Source organism: Lacimicrobium alkaliphilum (assembly GCF_001466725.1).
In the GTDB taxonomy this organism is placed as follows: domain Bacteria; phylum Pseudomonadota; class Gammaproteobacteria; order Enterobacterales; family Alteromonadaceae; genus Lacimicrobium; species Lacimicrobium alkaliphilum_B.
Genome location: NZ_CP013650.1, coordinates 1,756,274 through 1,773,416, shown reverse-complemented (window position 1 = coordinate 1,773,416; position 17,143 = coordinate 1,756,274). Strand labels below are relative to the sequence as shown.

Below are 17,143 nucleotides of genomic sequence, written 5' to 3'. Positions count from 1 at the left end.
ACAAACACTGGTCATGATTTCATCCCCCAAAGACGCCATCTATTCCAAACCTGCTGAGCAGGTATCTGATTTTCGCTTCGATGAAAATGTGGCTGAAGTCTTTCCTGATATGATCCAGCGTTCCGTGCCAGGTTACAGCACCATTGTCGATGCGATTGGTCAGATGGCGGGGCGCTACGCCGAAGCAGACTCTCACTTATATGATTTAGGCTGCTCTTTAGGTGCCGTCAGTCTGGCCATCAGCCGTTATGTGCAGACGCCGGGCTGTAAAATAATTGCAGTGGATAACTCCCCGGCGATGATCGAGCGCTGTGAACGTCATCTGCAGGCATTTAAATCCCCGGTACCCATTCAGGTGCTGTGTGAGGATTTACAACAGGTCCCCATCAGCAATGCCTCAATGGTCGTGATGAACTTTACCCTGCAATTTATACAGCCTGAACAACGCGGGGCGATTCTTAAAAAGATCTATCAGGGCCTGAAACCCGGCGGTGTGCTGATATTATCGGAAAAAATCCGTCATCCCAGTGAACAGGGCAATACCCTGCTGGTCGATCTGCATCATGAATTTAAACGGCGCAACGGCTATTCTGAGCTGGAGATCAGTCAGAAACGTTCTGCACTGGAAAACGTTATGCTCACTGACAGTTTCGCCGAACATGAACAACGTCTGCATCAGGCCGGTTTCAGTGACATAGTGCTGTGGTTCAAATGTTTTAATTTCGCCTCCATGGTGGCAATCAAGTAAAGGATGATGATGCAGATTTTTCAGCAGTTCTACCGCCAGCTCGCCGGTTCTGATCTCAGTCACTGGCTGGAAGACTTGCCGGCACAGCTGGGTGACTGGCAACGCCAGCATAAAAAAGATCTGCAGAAATGGCAGAAATTACTCGATAAGTTACCGGCGATTACGGCTGATAAGACGGATCTGAAAAACAGTGTCACCATAGGTGATGGTGAAGGCGTGGATGAGTACACCACCAGGCAGATCACCGGACTGTTAATGCAGTTTAAACCCTGGCGCAAAGGCCCCTTCTGTTTGCACGGCATCGATCTGGATACGGAATGGCGCTCCGACTGGAAATGGGACAGAGTACGCCCCCATCTGAGTACGCTGAAAGGCAAAAAGGTATTGGATGTGGGCTGCGGCAGCGGCTACCACCTGTGGCGTATGCTCGGTGAGGAGGCTGAACTGGTGGTGGGCATCGATCCCTTCCCGCTATTTTTGATGCAGTTTCTGGCCATACGCCACTTTTATCCGGCTCCGAATATCCATATGCTGCCGCTGGGCGTTGAGCAACTACCAGAGCTGAAAGCTTTTGATACGGTGTTTTCGATGGGGGTGTTGTATCATCGTAAAAGCCCCATCGATTTTCTCTATGAGCTCAAAGCACAACTTAAACCCGGTGGCGAACTGGTGCTGGAAACCCTGGTGGTTGAAGGGGATGAACATACTGTTTTGGTGCCCGGCGAACGCTATGCACAAATGCGAAATGTCTGGTTTATTCCCAGCACTGCAGCACTGACAGCCTGGATGGCCAGGGTAGGTTTTAAGCAGATCCGCACAGTGGATATCAGTACCACCTCAACCGACGAGCAACGCAGCACAGAATGGATGACCAATCATTCTCTGGCGGACTTTCTTGATCCACAGGATCCAACGAAAACCGTTGAAGGCTACCCTGCTCCTGTACGTGCAGTGCTCATCGCCTCCATCTGAAGTCACAGCTATAATTGCTAATCAGCGATCATTACTCACTGTCAGTCAGACCCCACTTACTAAGAATACTCTGATAAATTCCCTGTTCCTTGAGCTGCTGCAAACTGCCGCGCAGCCTCTCAACTACCGCCTCGGATGTGTCCAGGCCGGTAGCCAGATGTAGCTCATTCGGAAAATCCAACACTGCATAAGCTTTTTCAACCTGCCCGGGGTCAAAACCCGCTTTTGGCACTTCCACCATCAGGCCCAGAGTATTGGTAAACAGCAGATCCACACGGCCCTTAAACAGCATACCCCAAAGCTGATGATACTCGACACTCAGGGCGAGATTCTCGCGCACCTCACTGAAACCATTTCTGCGTAAGTATTGCTCCGCACCGTAGCCTCTGATGGTGCCCACCACATGATTACGCGCCTGTTCCAGCGAGCCAATGCGCAAATCCCGGCGACTTTTCAGCTTTACAAAAAAGGCTTCGGCGCGATAAATCTCACCAATCCATTGAAAATGCTTTTGCCGGACGGGCGTTTTAAGCACTGAAATCATAATCACATTGGGCTGATTCAGGCTCATATCATAGGCGCGGGCCCAGGGGGTAAAGTGAATGTCGGCTTCTGTGCCGGATTGTTCAATCAGTGCCAGAACAATCTCATACAGGGCGCCATCTTTCTCGCCTTGCTGATTAATAAAATGATAGGGGGGCAGATCCTCTGCCACAAACAACAGCTTTTCAGCACTTAAGACACTACTGAACAGGCCAAAAGAGAGCAACACCAATAGTCTGAATAACTTCATACCAATGACTCTAAAGCATCGCTGCAACAAGTCCTGTATTTTCCATTGCAGGCAACAATGCGTAATCTTCGAGCAAACAACCGCGCCAATCTGGGTTATATATCCCTATTCGCTGTTGGTAACAGGTCCGGAGTTGATCCTCTGTGTCATTTGTCACATAAAATCAGACTGTACTGTCAGTGTATCCCTCATCGGCCCCGCTTGCACCTGTTAGAGATGATTGCCTCACTTCCTGCGTCGAGCGGCTAAAGATCTTCTGCCTTAAACCGGGCTATATCGCTGTTAAAAGATTGCCGTAAGTCTTGTTTGGATTTGTGCACTATCTCACCACTCTCACCTACAGTCATATGTTCATCAGACTTAAGCACAGTGGCCTGATAAAGCATCACTGCCTGCATGCTGGTCTCCCGCTGAGACTCAGACAAAGGCTGGCCATCGGGCCATTTTCCGGTCTCTACCGCCTGAGATAAACGCTCGTATACTTCTGGGGTCATAACACTGACCATCTGTTGAATGTTCATCTGCCGGACTTCTTAATAAAAATCATGCGAACACGATTGACGATATACCAGATAAAGCCTATTACAGAGCAGCCTATTGCCAGATTATACTGAGTCTGGCCGTGCCAGAGACACAATGCACCGCCGTCTTTAATCAGATTCAGGGAGAACTCACAGCCAAGTTCCCGCGAGGGCCCATCTCCCCAGTAAAGAATGGCAAAACCCGCCACAAACATCAGCATCGCCAGTATAGATTGGGTCTGGATCGACTGCATACGTTTGAAACGGTGAAACTGCTGTTTACGCAAAATATCATCACGACTGGCCTCGCCAATGGCAAAACCGCAGTGCTGGCAGCTGTCTGCCTTATCAGAAATCTTCTTCTTACAGGATGGGCAATCAATCAGCGCCATACTCGCTCCTGTTGTTGATCGTTAATTGAATAATGTTACCAAAAGCTACCAGCTTATCGAAGCGGCAACGAGAAAAGACTGGCTTAACGCTGGTGGCAAAACGTATATCGCGCAGCAAGGGCTGCGCGATATACGAGTATGTTAAGACAGATCAGCCTGGTTCAGGACTTCTCGGTGGTCTTTTTCTCATAGTCATCCCAGTACTCCTTCACGGTTTGCTTCATCTCTTTACGCAGCAGCAAAATACCGAACAGGTTGGGTAAGGTCATCACGACTATGGCCACTGCCGCCAGGTTCCAGACCAGGGTCGTATCTGAGAAAGAGGCCCAGAAAAACCCGGCTACGTAGAATACCCGGTAGGGCATAACAGAACGGGGGCCGAGCAAATAGGTCATCGCCCGGTCACCATAATAGGACCAGGCGATGGCCGTTGAAAACGCGAACAGCAGCAAACCGATAGAGACAATATACTGACCATAGTCGCCGAAATAGCCGCGGGTGAAGGCCTGTGTTGTCAGTTGCGCCGAGTGGATCAGGGATTTACCGGAAACGACAATATTGTCTTTCTCAAGGCGTCCGTCCTGAATATTCAGGGTGCCCGTAAACAAATCTTCCCTTGAGCCGACACTGAAAACCACATCTTCGGCCACAGAGCGGGCATTGATCACCGTAAAATCACGGTTCAGCGGCTTACCGGACACCACTTCCACTTTACCGTTATAACGTTCAACACTGTGACCCGTGGCGTCGTTCAGATACAGATACAATTGCTGTTTGTCAGCCTCTTTCTGGTCAGAATAGGTGCCTGCCAGGATCTGCATATCTGCCCGTTCAAACACGTTATCAAACTTCTCTTTCCAGACACCGGAAGAGAGGATCACCAGCCCGGTCAGCGTACAGATAATAATAGTATCGATAAAAGGCTCCAGAATCGACACCATGCCCTCTGAAACCGGCTCATCGGCCTTGGCTGAGGCGTGGGCAATTGGTGCAGACCCCTGCCCCGCTTCGTTAGAAAACAGGCCTCGGTTTACCCCGCGGTTAAAAGCATAGGCAATAGTCGCACCCAAAAAGCCGCCAGCAGCAGCAGAGCCCGTAAAGGCATCAGAAATCACTGAGGCAAAGGCCGGGCCGATATTCTCAAGATTATAGAAGATCACCGCCAGCGCCCCGACCACATAGAGCACAGACATCAAAGGCACTATTTTTGAGGTGACTTTAGCAATTCGACGGATACCACCGAGGATCACCAGCGCCAGCAATACCGCCAGCACTGCACCGGTAAGCATAGGGTCAAGACCAAAAGTGGCCTGCATGCCCTGGGCAATGTTGTTAATCTGTGGCAGGTTACCTGTGCCGAATGAACTGATGACCGTGGCAATTGCAAAGGCAATGGCCAGCCATTTCATATTCAGCCGTCTGTCCATGTAATACATGGGCCCACCGGCCATGGTGCCGTCTTCGGTCTGTACGCGGTATTTATGGGACAGGGTCACTTCCACAAACTTGGTTGTCATCCCCAAAAATGCCGTAGCCCACATCCAGAACAAGGCTGCAGGGCCACCAAGGAAGATAGCGAAGGCCACACCACCGATGTTTCCTGTACCCACCGTACCCGACAATGCGGTGGTCAGCGCCTGAAAGTGCGTAGTATCACCGGGCATGCCTTTTCGATCCAACTTGCCAGTGACCACCAGCCAGGCATGTTTGAAATAACGTACCTGTGGAAAGCCAAGATAAAGGGTAAAAAACAGACCCACACCAAGCAGTACATAGGGAAACCACACGGCTCCACCGAGCATGCCATCCAGAGAGAGCAATATCTGATTAAAGAATTCCAACACTAACCCCTTGTTATGATTATAATTTCAGTGATTATGAACCTGTCACCAGATGGCAGCCAGGCCGAGTCTTGATTATCTTAAAGTTGGTTCATGACGCCGTGAATGGCTACCAATACATCTTCGCCAAGTTTTTTACAACGCACAGGCGACCAGCCGTAGGCGGCATCAGGTAAATCGGCATTATCCTTAAACGGCATTTCCAGAGTATAAGCCAGGCACTTAAAGCTGTTGCCGATGGCATTGGAGGCGACGGTAAGGTTGGCCTCACCGGGTTTATCCTTGGGATAGCCATAGGTATCCTGAAACTCAGGTGTTACCGCCAGTAATGTCTGCTTGAAGGTAGCCTCCTGATGAGCAATTTTTTCACAATAATTGGGGATCCCTTCGCCACCGGCGAGAAAATTATACGGCAGAGCCTCATCACCGTGCACATCAAGAAACATATCCACGCCGGTCTGCTGCATTTTTTCGCGCACATAATAGACTTCAGGGCTGTTTTCCAGAGATGGGTGTGCCCATTCGCGATTCAGGTTAATGCCCTTGGCGTTGGTACGCAGATGACCTCTGACTGAACCGTCCGGATTCATATTCGGCACGATATAGAACACCGCCTGTTCCAGCAGTGAACGGGCCAGTCCGTCATCTTCATCCAGCAGGCGTTCCAGTAGCCCCTCGACCAGCCACTCGGCCATGGTTTCACCGGGATGCTGACGGGCCACAATCCAGATAACCTTTTTGCCTTCTTCATGCTGACCCACACTCAATAGCGACATATCACGACCATCAAGGGTCTCGCCAAGATGGCTTAATTCGCAGTCGAAGGACGTTTGCGCCCAGGCCAATAAATCAAGGTGGCGTTCGTAGCTATATGGAGCAAAGTAAGCGTAATAGGTAGTAGCATATTCGGGGGTGTGATCGATAGTCAGAGTATCACCGTCAAAACTGGCATCTACCCTGAACCACTCCTGACGATCATAAGAAGCAACCGCCTGATATCCCTGCCAGCCTTCTGGGTAAGCGGACTTGGCTAAATCACCGATGTGAATTTTATGATTAGTCATTGGCGTGGTTTCGAGGCGAAAATGGAACCACTGATAAAAATCCGACTGGTTGTCTTTTCTTATTTTAAGGCGGATATCATCGGGTGCATCGGCACTGATAACCTGGATGTTACCGCTATCAAAATTGCAGCTTATTCTCATTGATATATGACTTGTAGTGAGTGACGAGGCTAATCTACCACAATCCCTTTTGATTCTCATACTCTGTACATCCCCTCGCCTCACCGACGCTCAAAAAATATTCAACTGTCAGTGGCGAGCCATTGTCTGAGCTTCAGACCGAGCCCCGAACTGTAACCCATATCCCTTGCCAGCACCTTACCGTCTTTATCGAGAATATAGTAAGTGGGATAACCATAAACTCTGAATTGCTGCTTTAATCCTTCATGACCGAGCAGTATCTCACCCTGCACATCATGATCCTTAACAAACTGCCAGACGTTCTCCAGGCTGGCATAATCCATGGCGACCTTCTTAATATTGATTCGCTCTGCATCCAAATCATCCAGATTGCCAATACTGAGGCTGCAAATCTGGCACCAGGGCGCAAAAAAATAAACCAGTGTAGGCTTTCCCTGCCCCTCTACAATAGGCGCGCTGCCACCCGCCAATAAAGGCAGGGCCGTGGTATTCACCTGATTGCCGGTATCCAGCAAACCTCTGGTCTGCCAAAGATACACCCCAGCCAGGGCCACCAGTAATACGGGCCACTGCCACCAGGTGTTGCTTTTCTTGTTGTCAGAGTGCTCGCCCATATCTCCTCAGATGTGTCGTTGTTTGTCGTTACGCAGCAGACCCGATTATGCACACAGAACTTTCAGCGTTAGCTGATAAGAGCAGGCCTCGCCAGGAAATAAATGTGGTTAAATTTTGCACTAACCATTTCCTCGACTACATTAATGCTGTTACCAACGGCCCGGAGAAAGGACCATGGCCTCCCGCGATCTCAACGACCTTGTTCCGGCCGCAAAAGCCAAAGCCGAACAGGTTATCCGGGCCTGTGAACAGGCCACTGGCTTTGAACTGCTGATTTACTGCACCTTAAGAACACTGGAAGAACAGGCCAGACTCTACCGGCAATCCCGCTCAAGGGTCGAAATTGATCGCAAGATAGCAAAATTCAACCAGCGTGGCTTCGCCTTTCTCGCCAATATTCTTGAATCAGTGGGGCCTTGCTATGGGCCTCATGTTACCAATGCTGCGCCGGGAGAATCCTGGCATAACTATGGCGAAGCCTGGGACGCCGTTCCGCTTATCGGTGGCAAACCGGCCTGGAATTATCTGCAGGCACAAATGTACTGGGATGCATACGGTGAAGCCGTTCGTCAGGTGGGCATGTTCTGGGCCGGAGACTGGACGGGGTTTCGCGAATACCCCCACGCTCAGGTTCGAGCTGGCAGCAATCCCTTAAAGGTACTCACTCCAGATACCCTGCAGGCCACCCTGCTGGAAAATAAACTGCTCAAAAAAACGCAATTAACCTAGGAGAACCTTATGTTGCAACTTGTCGCTGCCATTCCCGGTATTCTGAATGCCGTAGGCAAGGTATCTGAGCTGTTCAGCAAAGGCAAAGAGGCGGTACAACAAATCAGCGGCCACCCCTCAGTGTCATCCACACCGGAAGAATTGCGCACTGAAATTCAACAGTTGCCCGTTGATCAGCAAAACCGCTGGGCTGAAATCATGGCCAGAGAAGTGGATAAATATGTGGCACAGAACGAAAGGCTGGCCATGGAAATCGGACTGATAGATCAGAGCCTGACCGAGAAACTCAGTCAGGACGCCGCCTCACAAATTGCCGTGATGCGCATGACCACCCGGCCCTGGGCTGTGCGCTGGATGGTCTACTACGTGTTATTCCCGTTTTTTCTGGTGATGGTGGATCTGATCCAACATTTAATTGTTACCTGGCTGCCCTTTCTCAAGCGCTGGATAGAACCCTTTAACGCTTTTGAATATGTATTTGGCGTCATGCGCTTTCCCCAAAATGCCGACCCCGGAGCCATGGATGCCATAGTGCGCCTGTTTGCCGAAGGTCATGGTCCCACAACCTTTGCCGGTAAACTCTACGTCGAGTCGATGCCCTGGGTCGTCGGCATTATCATCAGCTATATGGGTTTAAGAGAAATCGGTAAAATTCGTGGCGTGGCAGACAAAGCACCGGAAGGGCAGTTTGCCCCTCATTCTGTGGTCAAAGACAGCCTGACACAGGGCGTGAGTCTGGTGGCAGATATTCGTAACTGGTTTAAAAAATAACCCTGCGGATTGATGAAAAAAGGGCTTCATATGAAGCCCTTTTTACTGATAACGGTGGCTGAAGGTATTCTCAGCCTAATTTTTCCGTTGATGCTGGCAAGGTCGGTACAGGCTGGCCGGCCATGTCCTGCACGACGCGCATCACCTGGCAGCTGTAGCCAAACTCATTGTCATACCAGACATACAGGGTAGCCCGATCACCGGATGCGATTGTTGCCTGAGAGTCCACCACAGAGGCAAAACGGGAGCCGACTAAATCAGTGGAGACCAGCTCTGTTGAGGCAGTGTAATCAATCTGATGTTGCAGATCGGAAAACAATGCCGCTTTGCGTAAGAATTCATTCACTTCATCACGGCTGACTTCTTTACCCAGATTCAGGTTCAGGATTGCCAGTGACACATTCGGCGTCGGCACACGGATCGCATTACCGGTCAGCTTGCCGGATAATTTAGGGTATGCCTTGGCCACCGCCTTAGCGGCACCGGTTTCGGTGATCACCATATTCAGGGGGGCGGCGCGACCACGGCGCTCGGCCTTGTGATAATTATCGATAAGGTTCTGATCGTTGGTGTAAGAATGCACCGTCTCCACGTGGCCGTTTTCGATACCGAAATGCTCATCCAGTGCACGCAGCACAGGGGTAATGGCATTGGTGGTACAACTGGCCGCGGACAGAATATGATCTTCTGCAGTGATATCCTGATGGTTAACACCGTAAACGATATTCTTGATATCACCCTTGCCAGGGGCTGTCAGCAACACCTTTTTCGCCCCTTTGGACGCTAAATGCTGGCCCAGACCGTCGCGGTCACGCCACATGCCGGTGTTATCAATCACAATCGCATCATTGATACCGTACTGAGTGTAATCCACCTCAGCCGGACTGTTGGCGTAGATGATCTGAATATAGGCACCATTGGCTTTGATGGCGCTGCGCTCGTGATCCACCGTAATACTGCCATTGAACGGACCATGCACTGAATCACGACGCAACAAGCTGGCACGTTTTTCCAGGTCCCCCTCTTTGCCGCCGCGCACCACAACAGCACGCAGACGCAGTTTATTGTTGCGGCCATGACGCTCAATCAGCAATCTTGCCAGCAACCGGCCAATACGGCCAAATCCGTACAGCACCACATCCTGAGGCTGGTGTTCATCTTCTTTATCGACAATCTGTGCCAGCTCGTCACGCAAGTAGCTTTGCACATCCCTGCCGGCCGCTTTGTCAGTAAAATGAAAGTTATAAGCCAGTTTACCCAGATCCACCTGTGCCGGTGCCAGCTTCATTTCACTCAAGGCTTCAAGCAAAGGCCAGCTCTCGCGCAGACGCAATTTGTTGCAGGTATGCAGACGCACCATACGATGAGCTTTGATGATATCGATACTGTTGGCTCCCAGCAAAGGGCGCCCATAAAGATTGATTTCAACCGCTTTGTCCCGATATAACTTACCCAGCAGGGGCTGCATTTTCTCAGCGTATTCCTGTCTTTCCTGCCAGCTATTCAGTAATTCTTGCTCATGTTGGTGGTTCATTCACTCAGCCTTTACGTCGTTACAGTTGATTAAAAAATCTGCGGCGAACTGCCAATGCCCCGGATTTAATCTATCCCCGAAGTCACCGAAATCCATATTTTCAGCTTGCCCGGACATATAAGTGCTTGGCATTGTCAGAAGCGGCCGCTATTTTAAAGAAACAGTGGGCCCTAGCCAAATTGTGATAAAGTTTCAATATCGGCCTCAAAAGCCTGTTTAGCCGCCTTTTGTAGGTAATTTTTCTTCATTTTTGGAGTGCGTATGCACAAAACTCCACTGCTCTGTTTGCTGTTGCTGACACTAACAGCCTGCGACGGTTTAAACTCATTAACAGTAAAAGATATCTGTAAACAACAGCCACAAATGTGCGGAGATCTGAACCCGGACAGTTGGTGCCGGGCAGAAAAAGCCCTGATCATCAAAAACCGTTATGCTCAGTCACAGGCTCCCACTGATCGCGGTACCTATGAGCAGTTGCTGAATTTTGAAGCCTATAAAAAGTGCATTGCCAAAGCCTCGCAGATTGAACATATCAAACTCAAAGAGAGAAAATCAGAACGGGTCAAAGGCCTGCTCACTGCAGAGCGTGAGCTCAGGCGGCTGGCACAGCAAACCCGGGCCGTCGACAGCCCTCACCTGCTCTATTACCACTGGTCACGATTCCAGAATGAGGAGGCCTTAAAAGGTTTTCTGGCCTATGAAAACACACCGCAGATGGAGTATCCGGAGATGCAGGTGGCGCTGGCCAGTTACTACATCAAGTTCGATCGAATCAAAGCCATTCGTCTTCTGTACAGGGCGCTGGAGCTCTATGAAGATGACGACAACATCGATAGCGAAATTTTCCGCAGTCTGAGCAGTTTATTTATGAAGGAAGAGCAATTCGACTGGGCTTATCTGTGGGGCTACGTGGGTCGGGAATTTGGTGTCGACAACCTTAATCTGACCAGTATTGAGGTGATTCTGCATCAACAATCCAAACAAGCCGGACCGATTGAGAATAAGGCAGAAAAAATCATTGACCAGCTACAGGACGGGCGCTTTAAGGCGCCCTAAAACGTCAGAGCGCCATACAGTTTAAATAAACCCTATGGCGCTGTTACTGTAATAAACTTTCAGTAATTATTTTTTAATTTGTACCTGTGGCTGCCCGGGTTGGCTCCATTCTATATGGAATTTGCGCCCTTCCGGCTGGTCAACACGCTCATAAGTGTGCGCACCAAAGTAATCCCGCTGCCCCTGCAGCAAATTAGCCGGTAAGGTTTCGCTACGATATGAGTCATAATAATTCAGTGCCGATGACATGGCTGCGCAGGGTATGCCCATCAGCGTTGCATCGGCCACAGCCTGACGCCAGTTGCGCTGAAAGGCCTGAATCTGGCTGGCAAAAAACGGATCCAGTAATAGGTTCGCCAGTTCATCATTACTGGCATAGGCCTGGGTGATAGACTGTAAAAATACCGCGCGGATAATACAGCCTGCCCGCCAGATCTTAGCGATCTCGGCAAAGTCCAGTTTCCAGCCATGTTCCTTGCTGGCCATATCCATCAACTGGAAGCCCTGTGCATAGGCGCAGATTTTTGAGCAATACAGGGCATCCTGCAAATTGTTGACCGCCTGCTGTTTCTCATCACTGCTCAATTCAACAGGTTCAGGACCTTTAAGCATTGTGGCCGCATGCACCCGCTCCTTTTTAAGACTGGAAATACTGCGGGCAAACACCGCCTGAGCGATGGTTTGCGCCGGACTGCCAACCTGCAGGGCACTGACCGCGGTCCACAGGCCAGTGCCTTTCTGGCCGGCCTTGTCCATGATCATATCCACCAGTGGTTCACCGGTTTCATCATCCTGTTTTTCCAGTACTTCGGCGCTGATTTCAATCAGATAGCTGTTCAGTACCCCCTGATTCCAGGTTCTGAAGGTGGCAGCGATATCTTGCGGTGCCATACCCAGTCCCTGACGCATCACCTGATAAGCTTCACAGATCAGCTGCATGTCCGCATATTCAATGCCATTGTGCACCATCTTCACATAGTGCCCGGCACCCACAGGCCCGATATAGGTGGCACAAGGCTCGCCTTCTGTGACAGGCTGACCCGGCCCTTTGGCAGGCAGTGGTTTGCCGGTAGCTGGATCCACTTTAGCCGCGATGGCTTCCCACACAGGTTTAATCCGGGTCCAGGCATAGGGATCGCCGGATGGCATCAGTGAGGGCCCGAACCGGGCACCCACTTCACCGCCGGATACGGCAGTGGAAAAGAAAATAAACTTGCCCTTAAAGTGCTGTTCTCTGGCAACCGAATCCGTCCACAGGCTGTTGCCGGTGTCGACCACAATATCATCAGCACCAATACCGGCATCAATCAGATGATTACACACATGATCCACCGGCTCACCGGCGGGCACGGAAACAATAATCAGGTGAGGCGCCTTGAGTCGTGATAACAGTTCAGTATAGGAACGACAACCGACAATACGGGCGGCCTTATCGCCCCGCTCGGCGGCATCCTGAGCCAGGATGCCGTCAACCTTGGTCTGATCCAGGTCAAAACAGGCGATGCGATAGCCGTTGTCTGCCAGATTAAGGGTCAGGTTTTTACCCATCACCCCCAAGCCAATAAAACCTATGTCACAAAGCTGCTTATCATCTGTCATCTGTGCGTCCTGTTTATTGTCACGCCCGGCGGGGCCATAAAAAATTGCGCGGGATTATATCTCAAAGCGCCGGTTAAGGCACGCTCACTCGCCTCTTTGCAGCATCTCGGCGGTGCCCTTATTAGCAAACAGGCACAGGCTTTTATATGCCAGGGTGAATTTGCTACAGTAGCCTCTCTCGCCACAGCCAGACAAATCGCTATCCGCCGTATTCAACAGCAGGTACCAGTCCGTGTCTTTTGAGGGTAAATCAAATTTCACATCATGCTTACTGGCATTAAAAAGTAACAACCAATGTTCGGCCTTATCACCCTCACCTTTAAGCTCCACGGCAAAGGCCTGATTATTCTCATCATGCCAGTCATCCACCACTTTTCTGGCTCCATCCGGGCGATACCAGCCGACTTTCTCCACATTATATTGATTGCTGAAGTCGTCATCGTGCAGGTTCAGATGACTTAACAGCTCACTCTCTCTGCGCAGGCGTATGACCATCTTACAAAAATCAAGAAAATCCGTGCTGCGGCGGGTCTGCTCCCAGTTCCACCAGCTGATTTCATTGTCCTGACAATAGGCATTATTGTTGCCTTGCTGGCTGCGGCTGAGTTCGTCGCCGCCGAGAATATGGGGGATTCCCTGTGAGAACAATAAGGTGGCAAACAGGTTGCGCTTCTGACGTTCACGCAGGGCGACGATTTCCTGATCTTTGCTGGGTCCTTCCACACCATAATTGGCCGAAAGGTTATGACCATGGCCATCACGGTTTTGCTCGAGGTTGTCTTCGTTGTGACGTTCTTTATAGGAGACCAGATCCTGCAGGGTAAAACCATCATGGTAGGTGATCATATTTACCGAACTATGAATACTGCGATGACCTTTGTGAAAGATATCTCTTGAACCCAACAGCCGGGTGGCAAAGGAGCTGGTCATGCCCTTGTCGCCGCGCCAGAATGAACGCACCTGATCGCGGTATTTATCATTGCATTCGTGCCAGTGTGACGGAAACTGTCCGAGCCGGTATCCGCCCATACCTATATCCCAGGGCTCGGCAATAAGGCGGGTGCGGGAGAGCACCGGATCCTGACGAATAGCCCGCAAAAAGCCTGACTGGGTGCTGAAATCATAGGGATCCCTGCCCAATCCCGCCGCCAGGTCAAAACGAAAACCGTCTACGCCCATGATTTCCACCCAGTAACGCAACGCATCCATCACCAGCTTCATCACCACAGGATGAGCGGTATTGACAGTATTGCCACAACCGGAATTATTCAGATAACGCTGGTAATCAGGTACCCCAAATTCATTTTGTTCAAACAGGTAGTAAGACTGGTTGTCGAAACCCTTAAAACTTAAGATGGGCCCGTCACTGCCGCCTTCTGCGGTATGGTTGAATACCACATCCAGAATCACCTCAATGCCGGCCCGGTGCAGGGCTAGCACCATGGTTTTAAATTCTGCTATCGGATCTTCAACGGCATAACGGGGATCCGGGCTGAAAAAGTTGATCGGGTTATAGCCCCAGTAGTTAGTCAGCCCCTTGTCGCTAATATAAGGCTCGGGCATAAAGGCTGCTACCGGCATCAATTGCACAGCGGTAATTCCAAGTTCCTGTAGGTGCCCTATCACGGCCGGGTCACACAGACCAAGATATTTACCTCTGTGTGCCTCTTTTACCCGGGGATGTAACTGACTGATGCCCTTTACATGGACCTCGTACAAAATCAGTTCATGACTGCCATGACGGGGGCGCAGTTCTGACGGATAGGGTTCTGGTGGTGCACAAACTACCGCCTTGGGCAGCATAAACTGACTATCGCCAGCATACTGGCGGGCGTTCCAGCTCGCCGACCGGTTCAGACAACGGGCATAGGGGTCGATCAACAGCTTCTGCGCATCCAGCTGTTCGCCCTGTTGAGGCTGCTCAGGTCCCTCTACCCGGTACCCGTAGAGCATACTCTCTGTCACACCGCTGATATGACCATGCCAGACTTTACCGGTTTTTACCGGCAGCACCACCTCAAACAATGGCTCTTCGGTATCGCCATGGAAAAAACACAGGGTCACCACCACTGCCTGGGGTGCATGCACGGCAAAATTACAACCATCATCGGTCAAAGTAGCACCCAGAGGTTCGGGATATCCGGCGCTAATCCGGTAATGGTCAGTCATCGGCATTAAACAGAATATAAAGGGTAGCCAGCGGCGGCAAATTAAAGCGAATTGAATGAGCCCGTCCATGCCAGGACTGTGACTCGGCGCTCAGCCTGGTTTGTGTTGCATAGCCACTGCCCCAGTACTGGTCGTCATCAGAATTCAGCAGCACCTCATACTCACCTGGCTCATCCACCCCCAGACGAAATTGCTCTCTGGGGACCGGTGTAAAGTTGCTGATAATATAAACTTTCTGGCGACCATCGGCGGATTTGCGCATAAAAGACAGAATACTCTGCTCTGCATTATGATGATCTATCCATTCAAAGCCGTGGGGCTGATGATCACATTCATACAAGGAAGGTGTCTGACAATAAAGGTGATTTAATTGCCGATAGAGTTTCTGCATCCCCTGATGCTTGTCGAATTCAAGCAAATGCCACTGGATCGAACTGTCATGGTTCCACTCTGCCGCCTGACCGATTTCATTGCCCATAAAATTCAATTTCTTGCCCGGATGACCATACATAAAGGCGGCATAACAGCGCTGATTAGCCGCTTGCTGCCATTCATCGCCGGGCATCTTGCGCAGCAGTGAGCCTTTACCGTGCACCACTTCATCATGGGAGATCGGCAGCACAAAATTTTCATCAAAGGCATACACCATCGAGAAAGTCATCTCATTGTGATGATAGCGGCGGTAGGACGGATCTTTGGTAATATAGTGCAGTGAGTCATGCATCCAGCCCATATTCCATTTAAAGCCAAAGCCTAAGCCCCCTTCAAACACAGGGCGTGAGACTTTGGCAAAAGAGGTGGACTCCTCTGCAATCGTCATGGCATGAGGGAAGGCTTTATACACCTCTTCATTCATCCACTTGAGCAGGCTGATGGCTTCATAGTTATGGTTACCGCCGTCCACATTCGGAACCCACTCTCCGTCTTCCCGGGAATAATCCAGATAAAGCATCGAGGCCACGGCATCCACCCGCAGGCCGTCAATATGAAACTTATCCACCCAGTACAGCGCATTAGCCACCAGGAACTGACGTACTGTGTCTTTACCAAAATCATAGATGCAGGAATTCCAGTCCGGATGCCATCCCTTGCGCGGATCTTCGTACTCGTAGACATGGGTACCATCAAATCTGGCCAGGCCATGACCGTCTTCCGGAAAGTGGGCCGGCACCCAGTCAATGATCACACCTATGCCCTGCTGGTGACACTGATCGACAAAATATTTGAACTCATCAGGGTTACCAAAACGGCTGGTAGGGGCAAACAGGCCAACAGGCTGATACCCCCAGGAGCCGTCAAAAGGATATTCAGATACCGGCAGCAGCTCCATATGGGTGTAGCCCATCTGTTTGACATAGGGGATCAACTGCTCTGCCAGCTCCCGATAGCTCAGGTACTGCGCCTCATTACCCTGTATTTTGCGTTTCCACGAACCCAGGTGCACCTCGTAGATGCTCATGGGGTTGGTGTATTTGTCTTTTGCGGCCTGTTTACGCCAACTGTCGTCCTGCCACTGATATTGGTTATGATCGTAAACAAGAGAGGCATGTGACGGGTATTGATCGGCATAAAAGCCGACCGGGTCGGCCTTATGAGGTAAAGTATTGCCGTATCGGTCTTTGATCTGGTATTTATATCTGTTGCCTGCTTCTATGCCGGGAACAAACAAGACCCAATAGCCAAGGTCGGTTTTTTGCATGGGTAACGCAGAACCGTCCCACCAGTTAAACTCGCCAATCAGCGATACGGCTGAAGCATTGGGTGCATACACTGCAAAACGGGTACCACAGACAGGTTCGGCCAGGCCAATATCCAGACTGACCAGCTGGGCACCTAACTGGTTATAAACATTCTGCGGAAGATGATCGACAAAATGCACGGCATGATAAGCCTGCTCCTGAAACTGATAAGGGTCGACTCTGTGATAATCGCCCTCTTTGCCCGATACCTCATAATAGTAAGGCGGTGGCGGTGCTTCGGTGCTAATGGTCAGCCGAAACAGACTGCTGTGACCTTCGGGCTTTGCATCACCGAGTTTTTTATCCGTCTCAATGGCCCTGACCGTGACCTTTTCAGCACCTGGCAACCAGGCATTGATCACATAGCCCGACGCCACAGGCTGGGGTCCCAGACAGGCAAAAGGGGTGGCACAGGAGGCCTGAACCAATTGCTCGATATTCACCACAGCCTGACTCATA

15 protein-coding genes are annotated in these 17,143 nt (G+C 50.6%); 5 read left to right on the top strand and 10 right to left on the bottom strand.

Annotated features, from left to right (window positions below; genetic code table 11):
* Positions 1-16: 16 nt before the first annotated feature.
* Both cmoA and cmoB read left to right on the top strand, forming a co-directional pair.
* Complete coding sequence (gene cmoA / locus AT746_RS08095) at positions 17-748, top strand: carboxy-S-adenosyl-L-methionine synthase CmoA (RefSeq protein ID WP_062484090.1); 732 nt, start codon at positions 17-19, stop codon at positions 746-748.
* Between the two features lie 3 nt (positions 749-751).
* Positions 752-1,720, top strand: a complete 969-nt coding sequence (gene cmoB / locus AT746_RS08090; RefSeq protein WP_156413652.1) for a tRNA 5-methoxyuridine(34)/uridine 5-oxyacetic acid(34) synthase CmoB — start codon at positions 752-754, stop codon at positions 1,718-1,720.
* 31 nt (positions 1,721-1,751) lie between these two features.
* Here cmoB and AT746_RS08085 read toward each other — a convergent pair whose 3' ends face one another.
* The 6 genes from AT746_RS08085 to AT746_RS08060 form a co-directional block, all read right to left on the bottom strand.
* A complete protein-coding gene (locus AT746_RS08085; protein WP_062478863.1) occupies positions 1,752-2,513 on the bottom strand; it encodes a substrate-binding periplasmic protein in 762 nt (253 codons plus the stop codon).
* A 245-nt stretch (positions 2,514-2,758) separates the two neighbouring features.
* Complete coding sequence (locus AT746_RS08080) at positions 2,759-3,034, bottom strand: YeaC family protein (protein WP_062478859.1); 276 nt, start codon at positions 3,032-3,034, stop codon at positions 2,759-2,761.
* Positions 3,031-3,426, bottom strand: coding sequence for a zinc ribbon domain-containing protein (locus AT746_RS08075; protein ID WP_062478856.1), 396 nt, complete (start codon positions 3,424-3,426; stop codon positions 3,031-3,033). Before AT746_RS08075 ends, AT746_RS08080 begins: the two co-directional genes overlap by 4 nt.
* 161 nt (positions 3,427-3,587) lie before the next feature.
* Positions 3,588-5,228 (bottom strand): AGCS family amino acid carrier protein, encoded by a 1,641-nt coding sequence (locus AT746_RS08070; protein ID WP_197414367.1) that lies wholly within the window; start codon positions 5,226-5,228, stop codon positions 3,588-3,590.
* A 119-nt stretch (positions 5,229-5,347) separates the two neighbouring features.
* Positions 5,348-6,472, bottom strand: coding sequence for a M14 family metallopeptidase (locus AT746_RS08065; protein WP_062478849.1), 1,125 nt, complete (start codon positions 6,470-6,472; stop codon positions 5,348-5,350).
* A gap of 101 nt (positions 6,473-6,573) precedes the next feature.
* Positions 6,574-7,086 (bottom strand): TlpA family protein disulfide reductase, encoded by a 513-nt coding sequence (locus AT746_RS08060; RefSeq protein WP_062478846.1) that lies wholly within the window; start codon positions 7,084-7,086, stop codon positions 6,574-6,576.
* A gap of 175 nt (positions 7,087-7,261) precedes the next feature.
* Here AT746_RS08060 and AT746_RS08055 point away from each other — a divergent pair, with 175 nt between their 5' ends.
* Positions 7,262-7,816, top strand: coding sequence for a M15 family metallopeptidase (locus AT746_RS08055; RefSeq protein WP_062478844.1), 555 nt, complete (start codon positions 7,262-7,264; stop codon positions 7,814-7,816).
* Positions 7,817-7,825: 9 nt separating this feature from the next.
* A complete protein-coding gene (locus tag AT746_RS08050) occupies positions 7,826-8,587 on the top strand; it encodes a hypothetical protein (protein ID WP_062478841.1) in 762 nt (253 codons plus the stop codon).
* A 70-nt stretch (positions 8,588-8,657) separates the two neighbouring features.
* On the opposite strand, the gene AT746_RS08045 is transcribed toward AT746_RS08050, so the two are convergent.
* Positions 8,658-10,121 (bottom strand): glyceraldehyde-3-phosphate dehydrogenase, encoded by a 1,464-nt coding sequence (locus tag AT746_RS08045; RefSeq protein WP_062478839.1) that lies wholly within the window; start codon positions 10,119-10,121, stop codon positions 8,658-8,660.
* Between the two features lie 261 nt (positions 10,122-10,382).
* On the opposite strand from AT746_RS08045, the gene AT746_RS08040 reads away from it, so the two are divergent.
* Positions 10,383-11,177, top strand: a complete 795-nt coding sequence (locus AT746_RS08040) for a DUF2989 domain-containing protein (protein ID WP_062478837.1) — start codon at positions 10,383-10,385, stop codon at positions 11,175-11,177.
* 66 nt (positions 11,178-11,243) lie between these two features.
* On the opposite strand, the gene gndA is transcribed toward AT746_RS08040, so the two are convergent.
* The 3 genes from gndA to glgB all read right to left on the bottom strand — a co-directional run bounded on the left by gndA (position 11,244) and on the right by glgB (position 17,142).
* Positions 11,244-12,776 (bottom strand): NADP-dependent phosphogluconate dehydrogenase, encoded by a 1,533-nt coding sequence (gene gndA, locus AT746_RS08035; protein WP_062478834.1) that lies wholly within the window; start codon positions 12,774-12,776, stop codon positions 11,244-11,246.
* 84 nt (positions 12,777-12,860) lie between these two features.
* Entirely contained in the window at positions 12,861-14,945 is a 2,085-nt protein-coding gene (gene glgX, locus AT746_RS08030; RefSeq protein ID WP_062478830.1) for a glycogen debranching protein GlgX, read from the bottom strand.
* Positions 14,938-17,142 (bottom strand): 1,4-alpha-glucan branching protein GlgB, encoded by a 2,205-nt coding sequence (gene glgB, locus AT746_RS08025; RefSeq protein WP_156413651.1) that lies wholly within the window; start codon positions 17,140-17,142, stop codon positions 14,938-14,940. Before glgB ends, glgX begins: the two co-directional genes overlap by 8 nt.
* Between the last annotated feature and the right edge of the window lies 1 nt (position 17,143).

Coding starts and splice junctions, on each gene's coding strand:
- cmoB (WP_156413652.1), top strand. CDS start 752: ATGATGATGCAGATTTTTCAGCAGTTCTACCGCCAGCTCGCCGGTTCT.
- AT746_RS08085 (WP_062478863.1), bottom strand. CDS start 2,513: ATGAAGTTATTCAGACTATTGGTGTTGCTCTCTTTTGGCCTGTTCAGT.
- AT746_RS08080 (WP_062478859.1), bottom strand. CDS start 3,034: ATGAACATTCAACAGATGGTCAGTGTTATGACCCCAGAAGTATACGAG.
- AT746_RS08075 (WP_062478856.1), bottom strand. CDS start 3,426: ATGGCGCTGATTGATTGCCCATCCTGTAAGAAGAAGATTTCTGATAAG.
- AT746_RS08070 (WP_197414367.1), bottom strand. CDS start 5,228: ATGCTCGGTGGAGCCGTGTGGTTTCCCTATGTACTGCTTGGTGTGGGT.
- AT746_RS08065 (WP_062478849.1), bottom strand. CDS start 6,472: ATGAGAATAAGCTGCAATTTTGATAGCGGTAACATCCAGGTTATCAGT.
- AT746_RS08060 (WP_062478846.1), bottom strand. CDS start 7,086: ATGGGCGAGCACTCTGACAACAAGAAAAGCAACACCTGGTGGCAGTGG.
- AT746_RS08055 (WP_062478844.1), top strand. CDS start 7,262: ATGGCCTCCCGCGATCTCAACGACCTTGTTCCGGCCGCAAAAGCCAAA.
- AT746_RS08050 (WP_062478841.1), top strand. CDS start 7,826: ATGTTGCAACTTGTCGCTGCCATTCCCGGTATTCTGAATGCCGTAGGC.
- AT746_RS08045 (WP_062478839.1), bottom strand. CDS start 10,121: ATGAACCACCAACATGAGCAAGAATTACTGAATAGCTGGCAGGAAAGA.
- AT746_RS08040 (WP_062478837.1), top strand. CDS start 10,383: ATGCACAAAACTCCACTGCTCTGTTTGCTGTTGCTGACACTAACAGCC.
- gndA (WP_062478834.1), bottom strand. CDS start 12,776: ATGACAGATGATAAGCAGCTTTGTGACATAGGTTTTATTGGCTTGGGG.
- glgX (WP_062478830.1), bottom strand. CDS start 14,945: ATGACTGACCATTACCGGATTAGCGCCGGATATCCCGAACCTCTGGGT.
- glgB (WP_156413651.1), bottom strand. CDS start 17,142: ATGAGTCAGGCTGTGGTGAATATCGAGCAATTGGTTCAGGCCTCCTGT.